The sequence below is a fragment of the Aeribacillus pallidus genome (assembly GCF_050478865.1).
Classification (GTDB): domain Bacteria; phylum Bacillota; class Bacilli; order Bacillales; family JACDOC01; genus JACDOC01.
Window position 1 is genome coordinate 1 of sequence record NZ_JBCNBW010000016.1, and the last position, 21,145, is coordinate 21,145.

The following is a 21,145-nucleotide window of genomic DNA, read 5'->3' on the forward strand; positions in this document are numbered from 1 at the left end:
AGTAGGACGCTGCCAGGCAATCGAGTAGGAGAGGGTGACTAGCCCTCGTCCTCTCACACCACCGTACGTACCGTTCGGTATACGGCGGTTCAATTAAGTCTGACGTAGAAATTCATATCTTCGATATAGACTTTTCAGCCCTTGGCTTTCCCAATAGGAATTGCCAAGGGTTTTGTGTAGTATTGGACTATTGGCTATTCTCCAGTATTTCTTTCTTGTGTTCCCCCATTCGTATGCCTTATGAGATGGAACTCCTAGACGAATGAGATTCTTCACTCTTGTTTTCGGTAGTTTCCATTCTTTCCATAAGCACATCCGGAGTCTTCGCCTTATCCAGCTATCTAATTCTTTGAAAGGACTAGGGGTATCTGCTAAGCAAAGTATCCACACCATCCTATCATATAACGGTTTAGTTTCTCGATTCGTTTCTCCTACCAAACCGAACAAAAAATCAACAGTTCTCACCCAATTTTCAATAGCACCATAACTTAAAAAATATTTTTAAAAATCAAAAATATATATTGACTAAACTAGTAAAAGTGGTTACAATCTTTTCAAAATCATCTAATAAATTACATATGATCAGTGATGAAAAGGAGAGTAGCCGAGAGCTCTAACGAGAAAAGAGAGCCATCCCGTAGGCTGAAAGGATGGACGTTATCTCTCGAGCGAAGTCACCTTGGAGCTTTGCTTTAGAAATGACATTGGTCAAAGTATAAAGCAACGGTTCTTCCGTTATCAAGAGAAGTCAGTCATTGACTTCATGAGTCTGCTTTCCGCGAGGATGGCAGAGAAGTTGAGTGGTACCGCGAAGTCTCGCCTCAGCAATTGATGTGCCAAGTGTGTGCATCAATCGAGGCGAGTTTTTTGTTTTTGTCCGACACTTAACGGCCAGTAAGATCCCCACCTCTAAAACCTGAGTGAACAAAGAAGATAGGTGGGTGATTATCTACCCGTAAAGGCCCTATTGGTTCAACTAACCATCAGTTGGGATGAAACACTCCCTACTGATGGAAGTTTACTCTATAGGAAAGAGAGTAAATGGAATAGCTCTTTCACCTAAAAAAATCCTAATGAGAATGGAGAGGTCAGCATGATGAATCAAGTAATCGAGTTTGTGCAAGCAGAAGTGAAGAAGGAGAAGCCAGAAGCATCTACATTAGGGTTTGGTCAATACTTTACAGACCATATGTTTCGAATGGACTATGATCCAGAGCATGGTTGGCATTCCCCGCGAATTGTCCCATACGAACCGTTAACGCTAGAACCTTCAGCTTTAGTTTTTCATTACGGCCAAGCAATTTTTGAAGGGCTAAAAGCTTATCGGTTAGAAAATGGAAACATTTTATTATTTCGTCCTGAGAAAAATATTCGTCGTCTGAATGAATCGTGTCGACGGATGTGTATCCCGTCGATTGACGAAGAATTGGTCTTAGAAGGTTTGCAGCAATTAATTCAAATTGAAAAGGATTGGGTTCCATCCGAAAAAGGGACATCCTTATACATCAGACCATTAATTTTTGCAACGGAACCTTATTTAGGTGTTCGGCCGTCCAAAACGTATACGTTGTTAATTATTTTATCGCCTGTGGGAGCTTACTATGGAGACCAACTGTCTCCGATAAAAATTTATGTAGAAAGTGAATTTGTTCGTGCCGTTGAAGGGGGAGTCGGTCATGTAAAAACGTCTGGTAACTATGCAGCCAGTCTTCTTGCCCAGCAAAAAGCGGCCCAACTCGGATACAATCAAGTTCTTTGGTTAGATGCGAAAGAGAAGACATACATTGAAGAAGTCGGCAGTATGAACATCTTTTTTAAAATCAATGGAGAAGTTTGGACACCAAAATTAAACGGAAGCATCTTACCAGGTGTAACGAGGGACTCCGTAATTGAATTGTTACACGATTGGGGCGTTCCTGTCAGAGAAGAGCGTATTTCTATGAAACAAATTCGCCAAGCATACCTCAATGGTGAATTGGAGGAAGTATTCGGAACAGGAACGGCGGCGGTTATTTCACCAGTTGGGGAGTTAAATTGGAATAACGAGCGTATGTTGATTAACGATTGTCAAACAGGTGACCTTTCCGAACGAATTTACAAGACCATCACGAATATCCAGTACGGAAAAGAACAGGATCGGTACGGCTGGACGATGGTTATTGAATAATGAATTATGTTTTAGGATAAAAGTCTATATAAGATCAGCCTTTCGTCTATACAAGGCTCTTTTTTATAGGAAATAGTATTTATTTTTCTCCCTATTACACCTTAAAACTTATGTTCCCCACGAATGTTCTATTTGGTTAGGAATATTGTAGAATTGCGGGGGAACTATGGATATGAAAGAAAAAATTACAAAATCAAGAAAAGAGCGTATCGCCGAAGAGCGTAAAAAGAAGTACAAACAACGAAAACGGGCGATAGTTGGATATGCTCTTGCAACAAGTATTTCTGTTAGCAGCATGTTAGTTAATAACTCATCAGCCGCTGCTCAAACGGATGTATATCGTGTCCAAAAAGGGGATACGCTTTATCGACTGTCGAAAAAATTTGATACGACCGTCAAACAATTAAAGGAAATAAACAACTTAACCTCCGATATGATTTATGTCGGTCAACATCTTTATGTACCAAAAGAATCGATTGTCAAATCATTAGCCAAAAACGGTCACGTTTACCAAGTCCAAAAAGGGGACACTCTTTGGAGAATTTTTAAACAGACAGGGATACCGGTAGAAATATTACAAAAGGCGAACGGATTAAAAAATGACCGGATATATCCTGGACAATTACTAGAACTTCCTCTTGAATATCATGATGAAGAAGTACTGAAAAAAGAAGAACAACTACGGATTCAAGCATGGAATTACGAAGAAGGAACGTATACCGTGGTAGCGGGAGATACGCTATGGGGAATTGCCAAGCGATTTGGTGTAACTGTTGAGCAATTGAAAAAAGATAACAACTTATACCATGACCTTGTCTTAATTGGTCAAAAATTGACCATTAAAAAGAAGGATATCAACGTCATTTCCGCTCGTTGTATCGGTGCTGTTGATTCGTTTACGGTGGAGTTTATGATTGGCGATGAAGCGGTATCTCTAAAAGTGCCATACGGACAAGCAGAAACGTATCAGTCTCTTTCTGGACAAGAGCTAATTATTAAATTTACGAATGGTGCACTTATTGAATATCATATATAAAATAGAATCCCTTTGGTGTTATCGAAAGAATGATGTACACCAAGGGGATTTTTTTTTAGATGTAAAAAATGCGCCCTGAATCCTATGTTTTCATTCGTATGTCATTGGAAATAATACTAATGCAAATGATTTGCCATAGGTAGAAACAATCATTATAATTATAGTCAAAGATAGTCAAAGTCAAGGGAAGGAGGGGTTTGGTGAGGAATATTTCTGACATCATTGAAAAATACTTAAAACGCGTTTTAGAAAAAAGCAAAGAAGAAATTGTTGAAATTAAAAGAAGTGAAATTGCAGATAAGTTTCAATGTGTCCCGTCACAAATTAACTATGTCATTAATACGCGTTTTACCATTGAAAAAGGGTATATCGTTGAAAGTAAACGTGGCGGTGGTGGTTATATCCGAATCATTAAAGTTAAAACTCACGACCAAGCCCATCTCATTGACGAATTGCTGTCACTCGTCAAGAATCGAATATCGCAGTCAAGTGCGCTTAATGTGATTGATCGGTTGTTGGAAGAAGGGGTTATATCCGAAAGGGAAGCGAAAATTATGTCGAGCATCATGGATCGAACGGTATTATATATTGATTTGCCGCATCGAGATGAGTTACGTGCTCGCATGCTGAAGGCGATGTTAACGACTTTAAAATATAAAACTTAAGTGGAGAGGTGACTTATATGTTATGTCAAGAATGCCATGAAAGACCAGCAACCCTCCATTTTACAAAAATAATTAACGGAGAAAAAACAGAATTTCATCTGTGCGAAACATGTGCCCAAGAAAAAGGGGAAATGTTTATGTTCTCGCCACAAAATTTCTCCTTTAACAATTTGCTTGCTGGGCTTTTTAATGTAGATTCTGTTTTTCAACAAGCTAAGCACGATCCATTTCAACATGAACATGTCATGCATTGTCCAAGATGTAACATGACGGTTCAGCAATTTTTGAAAATAGGAAAATTTGGTTGTGCTTCGTGCTACGATGCATTTCGCCATCATTTAAATCCATTGTTAAAGCGGGTGCATAGCGGCAATGTTGTCCACCATGGAAAAGTGCCAAAGCGTTCTGGTGGAAACATTCAAATAAAGAAAAAGATTGAGCAACTAAAAGGACAAATGAATGAACTAATTGCAAAGGAAGAATTTGAAAAAGCAGCAATCGTTCGCGATGAAATTCGCTCTCTCGAAAAACAATTAGAGGGAGGAGAATAAAGATGTCTCTAGAAAACTTTATTAACCAAGCCGTAAGTTCATGGATGAGAAAAGAAGGACCCGAATCAGAAATCGTGTTATCGTCAAGAGTTCGTTTAGCCAGAAACTTAAAAGATGTTTCGTTCCCAACTGTTTTTAATAAAGATGAAGCTGAAAAAGTTGTTAATCAAGTGGCGAACATTTTACTCTCTTACGATAAACGTATGATTAAAAATTTTGAACTTTTAAAAATGGAAGAGCTTCAACCGTTACAAAAGCGGGTATTAGTGGAAAAGCATCTCATTAGTCCTAACTTAGCTGAAGAGTCTCCGTATGGGGCGGTTATTTTATCAGAAGATGAAGATATTAGCGTCATGATTAATGAAGAGGATCATATTCGCATACAATGTATTTTACCTGGATTACAGCTTGGTCAAGCATTAAAAAATGCAAATATTATTGACGATTGGCTAGAGGAACAAGTTGATTACGCATATGATGAAGAAAAAGGGTACTTAACGAGCTGTCCAACGAATGTAGGTACAGGCTTACGCGCATCAGTGATGGTCCATTTACCAGGACTAGTAATAACAAGACAAATCAATAAAATTATTCCAGCTCTTAATCAACTAGGATTAGTTGTCCGTGGTATTTATGGCGAAGGAACAGAAGCGTTAGGAAATATTTTTCAAATCTCCAACCAGATTACATTAGGAAAATCTGAAGAAGATATGGTTGAGGACCTAACAGGTATTGTGAAGCAAATTATTGAGCAAGAAAAGGCAGCTAGAGAATCTCTTGTCAAAACTTCGGGGATTCAGTTAGAAGACCGTGTCTTTCGTTCTTATGGAGTTTTAGCTCATAGTCGAATTATCGAATCGAAAGAAGCAGCGAAATGTCTGTCTGATGTACGATTAGGCATTGACTTGGGAATGATTAAAAATGTTTCTAAACATATTTTAAATGAGCTAATGGTGTTAACTCAGCCGAACTTTTTACAACAGTACGCAGGTGGTCCGCTTCGACCAGAAGAACGAGATATACGTAGAGCGGCATTAATACGGGAAAGACTACAATTAGAAACCAATAAATAAATGAGATAGGAGGTCGTTGTCTAATGATGTTTGGTCGATTTACTGAAAGAGCTCAAAAAGTATTAGCATTAGCTCAAGAAGAAGCCATTCGTTTAGGTCATAGCAATATTGGGACTGAACATATTTTGCTCGGGTTAGTTCGTGAAGGAGAAGGTATTGCCGCAAAAGCGTTGTTCGGCTTAGGTCTTAGTCCAGAAAAAATACAAAAAGAAGTCGAAAATTTAATCGGGACAGGACAAAGTTCAGCCCAAACGACTCACTATACCCCTCGAGCAAAGAAAGTTATTGAGTTATCCATGGATGAAGCACGTAAATTAGGTCATTCCTATGTTGGAACGGAGCACATTCTACTCGGATTAATTCGTGAAGGAGAAGGAGTAGCAGCTCGAGTCCTAAGTAACTTAGGGGTAAGTCTGAATAAAGCTCGTCAACAAGTGTTACAATTACTCGGAAGCAATGAGGCAAGCGGTCATCACGGAAATACGACTTCTCATGTGAATACCCCGACACTAGATAGCCTTGCTCGAGACTTAACTGCCATTGCTCGCGAAGGTGGGTTAGACCCGGTTATTGGGCGTAGTAAAGAGATTCAACGTGTCATTGAAGTGCTCAGTCGCCGTACGAAAAACAATCCGGTGTTAATTGGTGAACCTGGTGTCGGTAAAACAGCCATTGCTGAAGGACTCGCCCAACAAATTGTCAATAATGAAGTACCAGAAACGTTACGTGATAAACGGGTTATGGTTCTTGATATGGGTACAGTTGTTGCTGGTACAAAATATCGTGGGGAATTCGAAGATCGCTTAAAGAAAGTGATGGACGAAATTCGTCAAGCGGGAAATATCATTTTATTCATTGATGAGTTGCATACGTTAATTGGAGCTGGTGGTGCGGAAGGAGCCATTGATGCATCTAATATTTTAAAACCAGCCCTAGCACGTGGCGAATTACAATGTATCGGAGCAACAACATTAGATGAATATCGCAAATATATCGAAAAAGACGCTGCTCTTGAACGCCGTTTCCAACCGATTCAAGTGGATGAACCAACTATTGAAGAGTCTATCCAAATTTTAAAAGGCTTACGTGATCGTTATGAAGCACATCATCGCGTATCCATTACCGATGAAGCGATTGAAGCAGCGGTTAAATTGTCCGATCGTTACATTACCGATCGTTTCTTGCCAGACAAAGCGATCGACTTAATTGATGAAGCGGGTTCCAAAGTTCGTTTACGTTCCTTTACAACACCACCAAACTTAAAAGAGCTCGAAGCGAAGTTAGAGGAAATTCGGAAAGAAAAAGACGCAGCCGTTCAAAGTCAAGAATTTGAAAAGGCGGCTTCACTACGAGATGCCGAACAAAAATTACGCGAAGAATTAGAAGAAACGAAAAAATCTTGGAAAGAAAAACAAGGACAAGAAAATAACGAAGTAACCGTTGAAGATATTGCGAGCGTTGTCTCTAGCTGGACAGGAGTGCCAGTATCGAAATTAGCTCAAACAGAAACAGAAAAATTATTGAATTTAGAGGAAATTTTACATTCGCGTATTATTGGTCAAGAGGAGGCTGTAAAAGCAGTAGCGAAAGCTGTTCGCCGGGCACGCGCGGGATTAAAAGATCCAAAGCGACCAATCGGTTCCTTTATCTTCTTGGGGCCAACAGGGGTTGGTAAAACAGAATTAGCTCGTGCATTAGCGGAAGCAATGTTTGGTGATGAAGATGCGATGATTCGGATTGACATGTCCGAGTACATGGAGAAACATTCAACTTCTCGCTTAGTTGGTTCACCTCCTGGTTACGTCGGATATGAAGAAGGCGGTCAGTTAACCGAAAAAGTGCGTAGAAAGCCATATTCTGTTGTCTTACTTGATGAAATAGAGAAAGCTCATCCAGATGTGTTCAATATTTTACTTCAAGTACTAGAAGATGGTCGCCTAACGGATTCAAAAGGTAGAACGGTTGACTTCCGAAATACGATTGTCATTATGACATCCAACGTTGGTGCAGATGCGCTAAAACGAAATAAATATGTTGGCTTCAATATTCAAGATAACAATCAAAAATATAATGATATGAAAGGAAAAGTGATGGAAGAGCTGAAAAAAGCGTTCCGTCCTGAGTTCTTGAACCGGATTGACGAAATTATCGTCTTCCATTCACTTGAGAAAGAACATTTAAAACAAATCGTCACACTGATGGCCGATCAATTAACAAAACGATTAAAAGAGCAAAACATTGAATTAGAAATCACGGATGCGGCGAAAGAAAAATTAGCGGAAGAAGGGTTTGATTTAGAATACGGTGCTCGCCCGCTCCGTCGTGCCATTCAAAAACATGTGGAAGACCGTCTTTCTGAAGAGTTGTTAAAAGGAACGGTGCTTACCGGTCAACATGTGGTAATCGATGTTGAAAATGGGGAATTTGTCGTAAGAACAGCGGAAACAACTGGTTCCGTGTCGTAATGGCATGTAGGGGGTTCACGTCAACAAACGGAACGTGTCCCCCTTTTCTTTTTATTGGTAACAATTTCAATAGAGAGGAGAAAACCATGGCAAAGAAAAAAACAAAATTTATGTGTCAATCATGCGGTTATGAATCCCCAAAGTGGATGGGACGTTGCCCTGGATGTGGGGCATGGAACCAAATGGTAGAGGAAGTTGAAATTGTTGGACGGAAAAAAGGTACTTTTTTACATACTCCTTCTACTTCGACTGCCAAAGCCGTTTCCATTAAAACGATCGAAACAGTAGAAGAACCGCGCATCCAAACCGATTTAAAGGAGCTCAATCGAGTATTAGGGGGCGGTGTTGTTCCAGGTTCCCTTGTTCTAATTGGGGGCGATCCCGGTATTGGAAAATCGACATTGTTGTTACAAGTTTCATCCCAATTGGCAAGTAAACAACAGAAAGTGCTTTACATTTCTGGAGAAGAATCAGTCAAACAAACAAAATTAAGAGCGAATCGATTAAATATTCATGCTGATGAACTTTATGTGTTTTCGGAAACGAATTTAGAAACAATCCTTCATACAATAGAAGAAATGGTACCATCTTTTGTAATTATCGATTCAATTCAAACAATCTATCATCCGGATGTCACCTCTGCACCAGGGAGTGTGTCCCAAGTAAGAGAATGTACAGCCGAGCTTATGCGAATTGCTAAAACGAAAGGAATTGCTATTTTTATTGTTGGACATGTTACTAAAGAGGGATCCATTGCCGGACCGAAGCTTTTGGAACATATGGTTGATACCGTGTTGTATTTTGAAGGAGAACGGCACCATTCGTATCGAATACTTCGGGCTGTTAAAAACCGGTTTGGTTCAACGAATGAGATGGGGATTTTTGAAATGAAAGAGTTTGGTCTTGACGAAGTGGAGAACCCATCGGAAATCTTTTTAGAAGAACGATCCCATGGAGCTGCTGGTTCGACCGTAGTCGCTTCAATGGAAGGAACGCGTCCAGTATTAGTAGAAATACAAGCTTTAATTGCACCAACGAGTTTTCATAACCCGAAGCGAATGGCAACAGGGATTGATCATAACCGAGTGTCCTTAATTATGGCGGTACTTGAGAAGCGGGTTGGAATGCTTCTTCAACAGCAAGATGCGTATTTAAAAGTAGCAGGTGGGTTAAAGTTAGATGAACCAGCCATCGACTTAGCGATTGCCGTAAGCATTGTCTCCAGCTTCCGTGATCAACCGACACGAGCCAAAGATTGTATTATTGGGGAAGTAGGTTTGACTGGTGAGATTCGCCGAGTTTCTCGAATCGAACAACGGGTTCAAGAAGCAGCTAAACTGGGGTTTGATCGTATTATCGTACCGCAAAATAATTTAGGTGGGTGGACGATACCAAAAGGGGTGCAAGTGATCGGTGTATCCACCATCGTAGAAGCGTTGGAATACACGTTAGGAGGCTAAATTATGGATGAAAAAAGGCTTGGGGATATGTCGGATGTGCTACAGCTAGTCGCACCTGGTACGCCATTACGCGAAGGAATTGACAATGTGTTACGTGCGAATACAGGGGGACTGATTGTACTAGGATATAACGAAAAAGTAACATCCGTCGTTGATGGTGGCTTTCACATTAATTGTCCGTTTTCCCCCAATTTCTTATACGAGTTAGCAAAAATGGATGGCGCCATTATATTAAATGAGACGGGAGATAAAATATTAATTGCTAACGCTCAATTAGTTCCAGATCCGTCAATCCCTTCGACGGAGACGGGGATGAGACATCGCACAGCCGATCGGGTCGCAAAACAAACAAATGCTCTAGTTATTGCAATATCTCAACGACGTAACGTGATAACTTTATATCAAGGAAACTTTCGTTATGCGTTAAGAGAAATAGGTGTCATTTTAACAAAAGCAAACCAAGCCATTCAAACTTTAGAAAAATACAAAGTAGTCCTTGATCAAAGCATTTCTAATTTATCGGTATTAGAATTTGAAGAGTTAGTAACTTATAGCGATTTGTTGCAAGTGTTACACCGCTTTGAGATGGTGTTACGCATTAAAAACGAACTCAATTGCTATTTAAATGAACTAGGAACCGAAGGGCGATTAATACGATTACAGATGAACGAATTGTTAGTTGATTTAGAAGAAGAAGCCATGCATGTGATACGAGATTACGCTTTTGACCGAAATGTACAATCATACAAACTACTAACCCGTTTTCAAGAACTGGCCAAATCGGAAATGATAGATGATCATGTGTTATTAAAACTACTTGGATATCAAGGCTACGTACCGTTAGACCAATCGATTGCTCCTAGAGGGTATCGGTTGTTAAACAAAATCCCTCGGCTACCAACAATTATTATTGAAAACTTAGTCACCAAATTAAAAAGCTTACCGAACATTTTGCAAGCAACCGTAGAAGAATTAGATGATGTCGAAGGGATTGGAGAAGTTCGAGCACGAAAAATAAAAGAAGGGTTAAAGCTAATTAAAGATCAAACGTTTGCGGACCGTCAACTATGAGATGTGTTGTCAATATAGATGGTTTATGTTAAAATATAAAATTTAAAAATTTGACTTCAGTTCATGGTGGTGGTACTCTAAAATACTACGACTTGAAATATAACATTCAAACCTTATATCACAAAAATATTTCTTTTTTATTACATTCATAAAATATTATTGGATTTGAGGTTTCAAATGACAAAAAATGTTTATAATGAATTACAAGGAGGTGAGGGTATGTTAAAACGAATTGTGCAAGCCTGTTTCCTCATTTTAGGTGGGACTCTTGGTATTTTTCTTATTCCAGATTTGTTATTGTTTACACCGTTATACAATGTTTTATTAATTAATAACACATATGTAACGGCCATTTTAGGTGCTATCATTTTTTATCTTCTAACTTTTTGGGCGGTTGATTACGTTGTTGATTTTGTCAAATGGTTTGAAGATTCGTTAGTAAAGGCTCCTGTTACCGATTTATTATTTGGTACGCTCGGTCTTGTATCTGGATTAATTGTTGCCTTTTTATTAGGACTCCCGTTCACTGGAATGCAAATCCCAATTGTGAATACGGTTGTCCCGATTTTATTAACGTTATTACTCGGATATGTTGGATTCCAAGTAGGGTTTAAAAAGCGAGATGAATTAATCAATTTATTCTCCCTCCCTACTCGTAATAAGAAAAAGGAATCTGAAGAGATGGACACTTCTACGAAAAAATATAAAATTTTAGATACAAGTGTGATTATTGATGGTCGTATCGCTGATATTTGCCAGACAGGGTTTCTTGAAGGTGTCATTGTCATCCCTCAATTCGTGCTAGAAGAACTGCAACATATCGCCGATTCCTCAGATGTGTTAAAACGGAACAGAGGTCGTCGAGGGCTGGATATTTTAAATCGCATTCAAAAAGAGCTTTCGATTGAAGTTCAAATATACGAAGGAGACTTTGAAGACCTTCAAGAAGTTGATAGTAAGCTGGTGAAACTCGCAAAGATCATGAATGGTGTTGTCGTGACGAACGATTTTAATTTAAATAAAGTATGTGAGCTACAAAACGTATCCGTATTAAATATTAACGATCTTTCCAATGCGGTCAAACCTGTCGTCCTTCCTGGCGAAGAACTAACGGTGCAAGTGATTAAAGATGGAAAAGAGCACAATCAAGGTGTTGCATATTTAGATGATGGAACAATGATCGTTGTCGAGGAAGGAAAAAATTATATAGGGAAGCATATTGAAGTACTAGTAACAAGTGTGCTTCAAACGTCGGCAGGTCGCATGATATTTGCTAAACCGAAATTGTTAGAAAAAGCATTATAACATCTTGTTGAGAATAGGAGTTTGCTTATGACGTATCGAGTGGTGATTCCAGCGGCAGGTCAAGGCAAACGAATGGGAGCAGGAAAGAACAAATTATTTTTAGAACTGGAAGGGTTGCCAATTATTGTGCATACCTTACGCGTGTTTGAGCAAGATGTATATTGTGAAGGCATCATTTTAGCGATTCATCCAAACGACGAAGTGTATTTCCGTCAGTTATTACAACGGTACAATATTCGTAAAGTAATTCGATTCGTATACGGTGGAAAAGAGCGCCAACATAGTGTGTATGAAGCGTTAAAAGTCGTTGGCGAAGATGGAATTATTCTTGTACACGATGGTGCTCGTCCGTTTATTCAACATAAAACTATTGCTGCACTAGTTCAAGAAGCGGAAGATAAAGGTGCTGCCATCGTGGCCGTTCCTGTCAAAGATACAATCAAAAAAGGAATGGATGGCCAAGTCGTTGAAACGATCGAACGATCTAGCTTGTGGTCGGTGCAAACTCCACAAGCTTTTCGTATGTCTATCTTAATAGAGGCACACCGACGAGCGGAAGAAGAACAATACGTAGGTACAGACGATGCCAGTTTAGTGGAGCGTTTACATTATCCTGTTGCCATTGTTGAAGGAGATTACGATAATATAAAACTGACGACTCCAGAAGATTTGTACTTTGCTAAAGCGATTTTAGAGAAAAGAAAGGAAAAGTAACCTCCTTTCCCCATTCGTTACCTGACGTTTGAACAAAAAGAAAAAGGAGCAAAAAACATGTTTCGGATAGGACAAGGATTTGACGTACATCAACTAGTGGAAGGACGACCCCTCATTATTGGTGGGATTACGATTCCTTATGAAAAAGGATTATTAGGACATTCGGATGCTGATGTGTTATTACATGCAGTAGCCGACGCTTGTTTAGGTGCAATCGGTGAAGGGGACATTGGTAAGCATTTTCCGGATACGGACGAAAAATACAAAGATGCGGATTCCAGTGTTTTACTTCAACATGTTTGGAATTTAGTTGAGTCCAAAGGGTTTTCATTGGTGAACGTTGATTGTACAATCATCGCTCAAAAACCGAAAATGGCACCTTACATTGAACAAATGCGAGCGCACATCGCCCGTTTATTAAACGGTACGATAGATCAAGTCAATGTGAAAGCAACAACGACTGAAAAGCTTGGGTTTACAGGTCGTGGTGAAGGAATTGCAGCACAAGTAAGTATTTTATTGCAGCAAGTAGGGGAAAAGTAGGAGAGACTTTATTCCATTCGTTGATAGTGATACAATGGTTCAGAAGATGAGCGAACGTAAACTAGTGGTGAGAAATTTGTGAGGAGGCAATCGACTATGGCAAATGAAATTCGTGTCCGTTATGCGCCAAGCCCAACAGGACATTTACATATCGGTAATGCGCGTACGGCGTTATTTAACTATTTGTTTGCGCGTAATCAAGGTGGAAAATTCATTATCCGGATTGAAGATACGGATAAAAAGCGTAACATTGAAGGCGGCGAGCAAAGCCAGTTAAAATACTTAAAATGGCTTGGTATTGATTGGGATGAAAGTATTGATGTAGGTGGCGAATACGGTCCTTATCGTCAATCGGAACGGAATCATATATATAAAGAATATTACGAAGACTTACTTGCACGAGGACTTGCGTACAAATGTTATTGTACGGAAGAGGAGCTTGAAGCAGAACGGGAAGCACAACTAGCTCGTGGAGAAATGCCACGTTATTCAGGAAAGTGCCGCCATTTAACACCAGAACAACAAGCGGAGTTAGAAAAAGAAGGTCGTCAACCAAGCATTCGTTTCCGTGTACCAGAAGGAAAAGTATATTCGTTTGATGATATGGTAAAAGGAACCGTTTCGTTTGAATCAGATGGTATCGGTGATTTTGTCATTGTGAAAAAAGATGGTACCCCAACATATAACTTTGCTGTTGCTATCGACGACCATTTAATGAAAATTTCCCACGTTCTTCGCGGGGATGACCATATTTCTAATACACCGAAACAGTTAATGATTTTTGAAGCGTTCGGTTGGGAGCCACCGAAGTATGGTCATATGACGCTAATCGTTAATGAAAATCGTAAAAAGTTAAGTAAGCGTGACGAAACGATTATTCAATTTATCGAACAATATGAAGAGCTCGGCTATTTACCAGAGGCGCTCTTTAACTTCATCGCGTTACTTGGTTGGTCTCCAAAAGGCGAAGAAGAGATTTTCAGTAAAGAAGAATTCATTGAAATTTTTGATGCGGATCGTCTGTCTAAATCGCCAGCTGTTTTTGATAAACAGAAGCTAACATGGATGAACAACCAATATATGAAAAAACTTGAACTTGAAGAAGTGGTTAAACTAGCACTTCCACATCTTCAAAAAGCAGGTCGTGTAAGCGAAACACTAACGGACGAAGAAAAAGAATGGGTACGCCAATTAATCGCTCTTTATCAAGAACAAATGAGCTACGGGGCAGAGATTGTAGAATTATCAAGTATGTTCTTTAAGGACGAGCTTTCCTACGATGAAGAAGCGAAGGCTGTACTAGCAGAAGAGCAAGTTCCTGAAGTTCTTTCAGCGTTTTTACAAGAAGTAGAAGCATTAGAAACATTTGAAGCGGCTGAAATTAAAGCAGCGATTAAAAGAGTTCAAAAAGCTACTGGTCATAAAGGGAAAAAACTATTCATGCCAATTCGCGTCGCTGTAACTGGTCAAACACATGGACCGGAATTACCAAACGCGATTGCCCTTTTAGGGAAAGAAAAAGTAACGAAACGTTTACAAGGCTTAATTAGTTAACAAAATTGGGTTTTTGTAATATAGTAAGAGTAACAAGGGAATATCGGCAAAGTGTTGACGGGGAGAAGTAGGAAAACGACGCTTTCCAGAGAGAACCACCACCGGCTGAAAGTGGTTTAAGCCTCTCGTTTTTTGAAATGCACCCCGGAGCCCTTCATCGAAAGGACATCGAGTAGATGGAGGCGGAATACTCCGTTATCATGACCGAGTTGAGGCACGGTTTTAATTGTGCCTAAACAGAGTGGAACCGCGCATCCAAGCGTCTCTGTCCGTCAGAGGCGCTTTTTTTGTTGAGAAAATCAATGACAAAAAGGAGGGATTGTAGATGTTTAAAATGATGAAAGAAGACATTGAAGCCGTTTTTGAGCAAGACCCAGCAGCACGCAGTTATTTAGAAGTCATACTTACTTATTCCGGCCTCCATGCTATTTGGATGCATCGAATTGCCCATGCGTTTTATAAACGGAAGTTTTTCTTTATTGCCCGTTTAATTTCACAAATTAGTCGTTTCTTTACAGGGATCGAAATCCATCCTGGTGCTAAAATTGGTCGCCGCTTTTTCATTGACCATGGGATGGGGGTTGTCATTGGTGAAACGTGTGAAATCGGTGATAACGTCACCGTTTATCAAGGGGTTACGTTAGGGGGAACAGGAAAAGAAAAAGGAAAACGTCACCCGACGATTAAAGATAACGCGTTAATCGCCGCTGGAGCCAAAGTGCTTGGTTCGATTACGATTGGTGAGAATTCCAAAATTGGGGCAGGATCGGTCGTTTTAAAAGATGTCCCACCCAACTCAACCGTTGTTGGTATACCTGGTCGTGTCGTTGTTCAAGATGGTGTTCGCATTAAGAAAGATTTGAATCATACCGATTTGCCGGACCCGGTGGCAGATCGTTGCAATGAGTTAGAACGTCAAATCGCTCAGTTACGGGAAGAGTTAGAAATGTTAAAACTAGAAAGAGGAGTTGTTAGAGAACATGACCATTCAAATATATAACACACTAACAAGAAGAAAAGAGCCGTTCGTTCCTCTTGAACCTGGAAAGGTAAAAATGTATGTGTGCGGTCCGACTGTTTATAACTATATTCATATTGGGAATGCACGCCCAGCCATTGTGTATGATACCGTCCGTCGCTATTTAACGTTCCGTGGTTATGACGTTCAATATGTTTCTAATTTTACGGATGTCGACGATAAACTGATTCGAGCAGCCAACGAGTTAGGTGAAGATGTTCCGACGATTGCTGAACGCTTTATTCAAGCCTACTTTGATGACGTGACGGCACTCGGGTGCCAAAAAGCGGACGTACATCCACGGGTAACAGAGAACATGGATACCATTATCGAATTCATTGAAAAACTAATCGAAAAAGGGTATGCCTACGAATCGGAAGGAGATGTGTATTTCCGTACAAGAAAATTCGAAGAATATGGAAAGTTATCCCATCAATCCGTTGACGAACTAAAAGTTGGTGCTCGTATTGAAGTAGGAGAAAAAAAAGAAGACGCTCTTGATTTTGCTCTATGGAAAGCAGCAAAAGAAGGGGAAATTTATTGGCAAAGTCCTTGGGGTAAAGGTCGTCCAGGCTGGCACATTGAATGCTCTGCAATGGCGCGAAAATATTTAGGTGATACGATTGATATTCACGCAGGTGGTCAAGACTTAACGTTCCCGCATCACGAAAACGAAATTGCTCAATCAGAAGCGTTAACAGGAAAGCAATTTGCGAAATATTGGATGCACAATGGTTATATTAATATCGACAACGAAAAAATGTCGAAGTCGCTCGGTAATTTTGTCCTTGTTCACGATATTATTCAAAAGCATGACCCTCAAGTGCTTCGTTTCTTCATGTTATCGGTTCATTACCGTAATCCAATCAACTATAGTGAAGAACTATTGGAACATTCGAAATCGGCGCTTGAACGATTAAGAACGTCTTATGAAAACTTAAAACATCGAAAACAATCTAGTACAAACCTAGCTGATCATGAACAACAATGGTTAGAGAAAATTCAGCAGTTACGAAAGCAATTTATTCAAGAAATGGACGATGATTTTAATACAGCTAATGCGATATCTGTTCTTTTTGAGCTTTCCAAACAAGCGAACTACTATCTAATGGAGAAAAATACGATGGAATCGGTTATCGATGCCTTTATGAATGAATTTGAAACACTCTTTCATGTTCTCGGTTTAACTTTAGAGCAAGAACAACTATTGGATGAAGAGATTGAACAGCTTATCGAGAAGCGGAATCAAGCAAGAAAAGAGCGCAATTTCGCCTTAGCGGATCAAATTCGTGATCAGTTGAAAGAAATGAATATTATTCTAGAGGATACACCGCAAGGAACACGCTGGAAACGGGGTTAAACCAATGTTACAGAATATGACCTTAGACTACAAGCAATTAAACAGTTTAGCCCTTGCTTATATGGGTGATGCTGTATACGAAACGTATGTACGACATCACCTTCTCCATCAAGGAAAGACCAAACCGAACCATTTGCATAAAGAAGCAACGAGATACGTATCCGCTAAAGCGCAAGCAGCAATTTTGTTTTATTTATTGGAACAAGAAATTCTTACGGAAGAAGAAAGAGCAATTGTGAAAAGAGGGCGTAACGCAAAAAGTGGGACCGTTCCAAAAAATACGGATGTCCAAACTTACCGGTATAGTACGGCCTTTGAAGCGCTAATCGGCTATTTGTACGCTAAACATGATCGTGCTCGTCTAGAAGAACTAGTAGCTGCTGCTTTTGAATATGTCAAAATGAAAGAAGGAGGAGGAAGGGTATGAGCAATGATTTGATTGCCGGAAAAAATCCGGTCATCGAAGCGCTAAAATCGAATCGAGAGATCAACAAAATTTGGATTGCTGAAGGTTCCCAACGTGGTCAAATGCAACAAGTGTTAAAATTAGCGAAACAAGCGAACGTCCTAGTTCAATTTGTGCCGAAACAAAAAATTGATCAAATGTTTTCTGGAAACCATCAAGGAGTCGTTGCCCAAGTAGCTGCTTATCAATATGCCGAGTTAGATGATTTGTTTCAACGGGCTGAAGAAAAAGGAGAGGCACCGTTTTTTATTCTTCTAGATGAGTTAGAAGATCCTCATAACCTAGGATCCATTTTACGAACAGCGGATGCTGTTGGAGCCCATGGAATTATTATCCCTAAACGTCGATCGGTTGGCTTAACGACGACAGTAGCTAAAGCCTCCACCGGAGCGATTGAATATGTACCTGTTACGCGAGTGACAAATATGGCACGTACGATTGATGAATTGAAAGAACGAGGCGTATGGATTGTAGGAACAGATGCTAAAGGAACTAAAGATTATCGACAATTGGATGGAACGCTTCCTCTCGCATTAGTAATCGGCAGCGAAGGAAAAGGAATCGGACGTTTAGTAAAGGAAAAATGCGACTTCTTAGTCCATTTACCTATGAGCGGCCATGTAACTTCGTTAAATGCATCGGTGGCAGCGAGTCTACTTATGTATGAGGTTTATCGAAAACGGCATCCAATAGGGGAGTAAGCATGGATATATTGCTCGTCGATGGGTATAACATCATCGGTGCATGGCCTGAATTAAGAGAATTAAAAAATCATGATTTAGCGGCTGCAAGGGATCGGTTAGTCGAGCAAATGGCTGAGTATCAAGCATATACCGGTTTTAAAGTGATTATTGTATTTGATGCTCATTACGTCCAAGGAATTGAGCGGAAATATAAAAATAGCAAAGTAGACATTATTTTTACTAGAGAAAACGAAACAGCAGATGAACGCATAGAAAGATTAGCCATCGAATTAAGTAATATTAAAACTCAAGTTTACGTAGCAACGTCAGATTATACGGAACAATGGGCGATATTTGGACAAGGGGCACTGCGAAAGTCTGCTAGAGAGTTATATACTGAAATGAAAATAATTGAACAACGGATAACACGGAAAGTAAAGAAATTTAGTGAGCAACGACCGATATCCAAAATTCCACTCAAAAAAGAAGTGGCAGAAATTTTTGAAAAATGGCGTCGCGGAGAGTCGTGAGCGGTTGACGTCAAAAAATTCTCTACTGTATAATATTTCTATCTATTGTTTTGCGCGGTCGGAGGGATGTATGTGAGTGTAAAACACGGGGGCGAGATGGCGAGGTTTGACGTGATGGAGGATGAGGCTATCGTTGAGCGTGTTCATAACGGAGATAGTGAAGCGTTAGATTATTTAATTCATAAGTACCGCAATTTTGTTCGTGCTAAGGCAAGATCGTATTTTTTAATTGGAGCGGACAAGGAAGATATTATTCAAGAAGGTATGATTGGTTTATATAAGGCGATTCGAGATTACAAAGGGGACAAGTTAACCTCGTTTAAAGCTTTTGCCGAACTTTGTATTACTCGCCAAATCATTACCGCTATTAAGACGGCAACGCGGCAAAAACATATTCCGTTAAATTCCTATGTGTCGTTGGACAAGCCTATCTATGATGAAGAATCCGATCGCACGTTAATGGATGTTATCTCTGGATCGAAGGTTATGGATCCCGAGGAATTAATCATTAATCGGGAAGAATTTGATAATATTGAAGAAAAGATGACTGAGCTGTTAAGTGATTTAGAACGAAAAGTATTAGCCCTTTATTTAGATGGACAGTCGTATCAAGAAATTTCGGAAGAACTTAATCGTCATGTCAAATCAATCGATAATGCACTGCAGCGTGTGAAACGAAAATTAGAACGATATTTAGAAGTTCGAGAAATTTATAACTAGTCTATTTTCCTCATGTTGACACAATTGTTAAGACCGTGATAAATTCGTAGAGATGTAAAAAACTTAAGGGTGTAGACAATGAAAAAAAAGATAATCCTTGCTTGTCGGGAATGTGGTTCCCGTAATTACTCAACTTCTAATAATAAATCGTCCCATTCAGAGCGATTAACGATAAAGAAATATTGCAAAACTTGCAATTCACACACCGTTCATCAGGAAACAAAGTAATGCTTGGGCTATGAAAATTATTGTGGAGGTTCGTCATGTCACGCATTGTTCAATTTTTAAGAAACGTATCAACTGAAATGAAAAAAGTAAGCTGGCCGAGAAAAAAAGAGCTTACAAGATACACGATTACTGTTATTACTACTGTTCTCTTTTTATCTGTTTTCTTTGCGATTGTCGATCTCGGTATTTCGGAATTAATCAATTTAATTATTGAATAACGATCGCCGTTCCATGGTATAATGGAGAATAAATGGAGAATAATTGATGTAGAAGGCCCGGTAACGGGTTTTTTCATTTGTTTGAAAAGTGTACTACTAAACTGTGGGGAGGGAAGGACGTATAGTCCCTATAGATGGAGAAGAACTGGTATGTTGTTCATACGTATTCAGGTTATGAAAATAAAGTGAAAGCGAATTTAGAAAAGCGTGTGGAATCTATGGGAATGCAGGACAAAATTTTCCGTGTAGTCGTTCCTGAAGAAGAAGAAACGGATACAAAAAACGGCACAAAAAAAGTAACAAAACGTAAAGTGTTTCCTGGTTACGTATTAGTTGAACTTATTATGACAGATGACTCATGGTACGTCGTTCGTAATACACCGGGCGTGACAGGTTTCGTTGGTTCTAGTGGTTCAGGATCAAAACCGACACCGCTGCTTCCAGAAGAAGTAAACGTCATTTTAAAACGAATGGGTATGGAAGATAAGCAGGTGGATTTTGATTTTGATTTAGGTGAAACAGTAAAAGTAAAAGAAGGACCGTTTGCGAATTTTGAAGGTGTCATTGAAGAAATTGACTTTGATAAAAACAAAGTGAAAGTTCTCGTTAATATGTTCGGTCGTGAAACACCGGTTGAACTTGGTTTTACACAAATTGATAAAATATAATGGGAAAGAACTTGAAATTTCCTTTAATTGATGATAATATTTCATAAGTCAGTATGTCTCACAAGAGAGACTGAACTAATTGTTAAGTTCTTTATTTTGATAAAGACATTTTTATGAGTGGGAGGGTTAAAACCCTATTACCACATCACGGACTAAGGAGGTGTGTCTCGTGGCTAAAAAAGTAATTAAAGTTGTTAAACTTCAAATTCCAGCTGGTAAAGCGAACCCTGCGCCACCAGTAGGTCCAGCGTTAGGTCAAGCTGGTGTTAACATCATGGGATTCTGTAAAGAATTCAACGCTCGCACAGCAGATCAAGCTGGTCTAATTATTCCAGTTGAAATTACGGTATTTGAAGACCGTTCATTTACATTCATCACTAAAACTCCGCCAGCTGCTGTCCTTCTTAAGAAAGCAGCAGGTATCGAGTCTGGTTCTGGTGAGCCGAACCGCAATAAGGTTGCGACTATCAAGCGTGACAAAGTTCGCGAAATTGCTGAAACTAAGATGCCTGACTTAAACGCAGCTAGCATCGAAGCAGCGATGCGAATGGTTGAAGGTACTGCACGCAGCATGGGTATCGTAATCGAAGACTAATTCATTAGTCCGGTTCGTTTTGGAAGACAAACGGTTTCTGTTGGACGAGGTTGCG

Annotated in this window: 22 protein-coding genes, 1 pseudogene and 2 other annotated features; of the genes and pseudogenes, 22 read left to right on the forward strand and 1 reads right to left on the reverse strand. The window is 39.6% G+C overall.

The features are described 5' to 3' along the window. Positions 1-93 precede the first annotated feature (93 nt). Positions 94-431: pseudogene (locus ABES52_RS03795) on the reverse strand (group II intron maturase-specific domain-containing protein); the annotation flags it as partial. A 148-nt stretch (positions 432-579) separates the two neighbouring features. Further along, positions 580-827 (forward strand) — a binding site (T-box leader). Between the two features lie 269 nt (positions 828-1,096). On the opposite strand from ABES52_RS03795, the gene ABES52_RS03800 reads away from it, so the two are divergent. The 22 genes from ABES52_RS03800 (at position 1,097) to rplK (ending at position 21,090) form a co-directional block, all read left to right on the forward strand. Continuing rightward, on the forward strand, positions 1,097-2,167 hold the full coding sequence (locus ABES52_RS03800; RefSeq protein ID WP_429649244.1) for a branched-chain amino acid aminotransferase: 1,071 nt from the start codon (positions 1,097-1,099) through the stop codon (positions 2,165-2,167). A gap of 172 nt (positions 2,168-2,339) precedes the next feature. Then, entirely contained in the window at positions 2,340-3,203 is an 864-nt protein-coding gene (locus tag ABES52_RS03805) for a LysM peptidoglycan-binding domain-containing protein (RefSeq protein ID WP_429649101.1), read from the forward strand. Positions 3,204-3,403: 200 nt separating this feature from the next. Then, positions 3,404-3,868: a CtsR family transcriptional regulator gene (locus tag ABES52_RS03810; RefSeq protein ID WP_429649103.1), complete on the forward strand. Its 465-nt coding sequence runs from the start codon at positions 3,404-3,406 to the stop codon at positions 3,866-3,868. A gap of 17 nt (positions 3,869-3,885) precedes the next feature. Next, a complete protein-coding gene (mcsA, locus tag ABES52_RS03815; RefSeq protein ID WP_488168054.1) occupies positions 3,886-4,419 on the forward strand; it encodes a protein-arginine kinase activator protein McsA in 534 nt (177 codons plus the stop codon). A 2-nt stretch (positions 4,420-4,421) separates the two neighbouring features. Continuing rightward, entirely contained in the window at positions 4,422-5,492 is a 1,071-nt protein-coding gene (mcsB, locus tag ABES52_RS03820; RefSeq protein WP_429649107.1) for a protein-arginine kinase McsB, read from the forward strand. Between the two features lie 23 nt (positions 5,493-5,515). Then, positions 5,516-7,957 (forward strand): ATP-dependent protease ATP-binding subunit ClpC, encoded by a 2,442-nt coding sequence (gene clpC, locus ABES52_RS03825; protein ID WP_429649109.1) that lies wholly within the window; start codon positions 5,516-5,518, stop codon positions 7,955-7,957. Positions 7,958-8,043: 86 nt separating this feature from the next. Next, positions 8,044-9,417: a DNA repair protein RadA gene (gene radA, locus ABES52_RS03830; RefSeq protein ID WP_429649111.1), complete on the forward strand. Its 1,374-nt coding sequence runs from the start codon at positions 8,044-8,046 to the stop codon at positions 9,415-9,417. A 3-nt stretch (positions 9,418-9,420) separates the two neighbouring features. Beyond that, on the forward strand, positions 9,421-10,488 hold the full coding sequence (gene disA, locus ABES52_RS03835; RefSeq protein ID WP_429649113.1) for a DNA integrity scanning diadenylate cyclase DisA: 1,068 nt from the start codon (positions 9,421-9,423) through the stop codon (positions 10,486-10,488). Positions 10,489-10,707: 219 nt separating this feature from the next. Beyond that, positions 10,708-11,793 carry a PIN/TRAM domain-containing protein gene (locus ABES52_RS03840; RefSeq protein ID WP_429649114.1) on the forward strand — a complete coding sequence of 362 codons (1,086 nt, stop codon included), beginning with the start codon at positions 10,708-10,710 and terminating at the stop codon, positions 11,791-11,793. Positions 11,794-11,820: 27 nt separating this feature from the next. Next, positions 11,821-12,507, forward strand: coding sequence for a 2-C-methyl-D-erythritol 4-phosphate cytidylyltransferase (gene ispD / locus ABES52_RS03845; RefSeq protein ID WP_429649116.1), 687 nt, complete (start codon positions 11,821-11,823; stop codon positions 12,505-12,507). Positions 12,508-12,564: 57 nt separating this feature from the next. Then, positions 12,565-13,050, forward strand: a complete 486-nt coding sequence (gene ispF / locus ABES52_RS03850; protein ID WP_429649118.1) for a 2-C-methyl-D-erythritol 2,4-cyclodiphosphate synthase — start codon at positions 12,565-12,567, stop codon at positions 13,048-13,050. Positions 13,051-13,146: 96 nt separating this feature from the next. Continuing rightward, on the forward strand, positions 13,147-14,604 hold the full coding sequence (gene gltX / locus ABES52_RS03855; protein WP_429649120.1) for a glutamate--tRNA ligase: 1,458 nt from the start codon (positions 13,147-13,149) through the stop codon (positions 14,602-14,604). A gap of 45 nt (positions 14,605-14,649) precedes the next feature. Continuing rightward, positions 14,650-14,874 (forward strand) — a binding site (T-box leader). 55 nt (positions 14,875-14,929) lie between these two features. Further along, positions 14,930-15,604 carry a serine O-acetyltransferase gene (gene cysE / locus ABES52_RS03860; RefSeq protein ID WP_429649122.1) on the forward strand — a complete coding sequence of 225 codons (675 nt, stop codon included), beginning with the start codon at positions 14,930-14,932 and terminating at the stop codon, positions 15,602-15,604. Next, positions 15,585-16,982: a cysteine--tRNA ligase gene (gene cysS, locus ABES52_RS03865; protein WP_429649124.1), complete on the forward strand. Its 1,398-nt coding sequence runs from the start codon at positions 15,585-15,587 to the stop codon at positions 16,980-16,982. Before cysE ends, cysS begins: the two co-directional genes overlap by 20 nt. A gap of 4 nt (positions 16,983-16,986) precedes the next feature. Beyond that, the gene (locus tag ABES52_RS03870; RefSeq protein WP_429649126.1) at positions 16,987-17,409 is read left to right on the forward strand and encodes a Mini-ribonuclease 3; all 423 of its coding nucleotides are present in this window, start codon (positions 16,987-16,989) and stop codon (positions 17,407-17,409) included. Further along, positions 17,406-18,149, forward strand: a complete 744-nt coding sequence (gene rlmB / locus ABES52_RS03875) for a 23S rRNA (guanosine(2251)-2'-O)-methyltransferase RlmB (protein WP_429649128.1) — start codon at positions 17,406-17,408, stop codon at positions 18,147-18,149. Before ABES52_RS03870 ends, rlmB begins: the two co-directional genes overlap by 4 nt. Before the next feature lie 2 nt (positions 18,150-18,151). Continuing rightward, on the forward strand, positions 18,152-18,661 hold the full coding sequence (locus ABES52_RS03880) for an NYN domain-containing protein (protein WP_429649130.1): 510 nt from the start codon (positions 18,152-18,154) through the stop codon (positions 18,659-18,661). Between the two features lie 66 nt (positions 18,662-18,727). Continuing rightward, positions 18,728-19,381, forward strand: a complete 654-nt coding sequence (gene sigH, locus ABES52_RS03885; protein WP_429649132.1) for an RNA polymerase sporulation sigma factor SigH — start codon at positions 18,728-18,730, stop codon at positions 19,379-19,381. Positions 19,382-19,459: 78 nt separating this feature from the next. Beyond that, a complete protein-coding gene (rpmG, locus tag ABES52_RS03890) occupies positions 19,460-19,609 on the forward strand; it encodes a 50S ribosomal protein L33 (protein WP_429649134.1) in 150 nt (49 codons plus the stop codon). Between the two features lie 35 nt (positions 19,610-19,644). Beyond that, positions 19,645-19,827, forward strand: coding sequence for a preprotein translocase subunit SecE (secE, locus tag ABES52_RS03895; RefSeq protein ID WP_429649136.1), 183 nt, complete (start codon positions 19,645-19,647; stop codon positions 19,825-19,827). A gap of 134 nt (positions 19,828-19,961) precedes the next feature. Then, on the forward strand, positions 19,962-20,495 hold the full coding sequence (gene nusG, locus ABES52_RS03900) for a transcription termination/antitermination protein NusG (protein WP_429649138.1): 534 nt from the start codon (positions 19,962-19,964) through the stop codon (positions 20,493-20,495). A 169-nt stretch (positions 20,496-20,664) separates the two neighbouring features. Further along, complete coding sequence (gene rplK / locus ABES52_RS03905) at positions 20,665-21,090, forward strand: 50S ribosomal protein L11 (protein WP_429649246.1); 426 nt, start codon at positions 20,665-20,667, stop codon at positions 21,088-21,090. Positions 21,091-21,145: the final 55 nt, after the last annotated feature.

Bases quoted from the DNA above. Each gene is read 5' to 3' on its own strand.
- ABES52_RS03800 (WP_429649244.1), top strand. From the start codon at position 1,097: ATGAATCAAGTAATCGAGTTTGTGCAAGCAGAAGTGAAGAAGGAGAAG.
- ABES52_RS03805 (WP_429649101.1), top strand. From the start codon at position 2,340: ATGAAAGAAAAAATTACAAAATCAAGAAAAGAGCGTATCGCCGAAGAG.
- mcsA (WP_488168054.1), top strand. From the start codon at position 3,886: ATGTTATGTCAAGAATGCCATGAAAGACCAGCAACCCTCCATTTTACA.
- mcsB (WP_429649107.1), top strand. From the start codon at position 4,422: ATGTCTCTAGAAAACTTTATTAACCAAGCCGTAAGTTCATGGATGAGA.
- clpC (WP_429649109.1), top strand. From the start codon at position 5,516: ATGATGTTTGGTCGATTTACTGAAAGAGCTCAAAAAGTATTAGCATTA.
- radA (WP_429649111.1), top strand. From the start codon at position 8,044: ATGGCAAAGAAAAAAACAAAATTTATGTGTCAATCATGCGGTTATGAA.
- disA (WP_429649113.1), top strand. From the start codon at position 9,421: ATGGATGAAAAAAGGCTTGGGGATATGTCGGATGTGCTACAGCTAGTC.
- ABES52_RS03840 (WP_429649114.1), top strand. From the start codon at position 10,708: ATGTTAAAACGAATTGTGCAAGCCTGTTTCCTCATTTTAGGTGGGACT.
- ispD (WP_429649116.1), top strand. From the start codon at position 11,821: ATGACGTATCGAGTGGTGATTCCAGCGGCAGGTCAAGGCAAACGAATG.
- ispF (WP_429649118.1), top strand. From the start codon at position 12,565: ATGTTTCGGATAGGACAAGGATTTGACGTACATCAACTAGTGGAAGGA.
- gltX (WP_429649120.1), top strand. From the start codon at position 13,147: ATGGCAAATGAAATTCGTGTCCGTTATGCGCCAAGCCCAACAGGACAT.
- cysE (WP_429649122.1), top strand. From the start codon at position 14,930: ATGTTTAAAATGATGAAAGAAGACATTGAAGCCGTTTTTGAGCAAGAC.
- cysS (WP_429649124.1), top strand. From the start codon at position 15,585: ATGACCATTCAAATATATAACACACTAACAAGAAGAAAAGAGCCGTTC.
- ABES52_RS03870 (WP_429649126.1), top strand. From the start codon at position 16,987: ATGTTACAGAATATGACCTTAGACTACAAGCAATTAAACAGTTTAGCC.
- rlmB (WP_429649128.1), top strand. From the start codon at position 17,406: ATGAGCAATGATTTGATTGCCGGAAAAAATCCGGTCATCGAAGCGCTA.
- ABES52_RS03880 (WP_429649130.1), top strand. From the start codon at position 18,152: ATGGATATATTGCTCGTCGATGGGTATAACATCATCGGTGCATGGCCT.
- sigH (WP_429649132.1), top strand. From the start codon at position 18,728: ATGTATGTGAGTGTAAAACACGGGGGCGAGATGGCGAGGTTTGACGTG.
- rpmG (WP_429649134.1), top strand. From the start codon at position 19,460: ATGAAAAAAAAGATAATCCTTGCTTGTCGGGAATGTGGTTCCCGTAAT.
- secE (WP_429649136.1), top strand. From the start codon at position 19,645: ATGTCACGCATTGTTCAATTTTTAAGAAACGTATCAACTGAAATGAAA.
- nusG (WP_429649138.1), top strand. From the start codon at position 19,962: ATGGAGAAGAACTGGTATGTTGTTCATACGTATTCAGGTTATGAAAAT.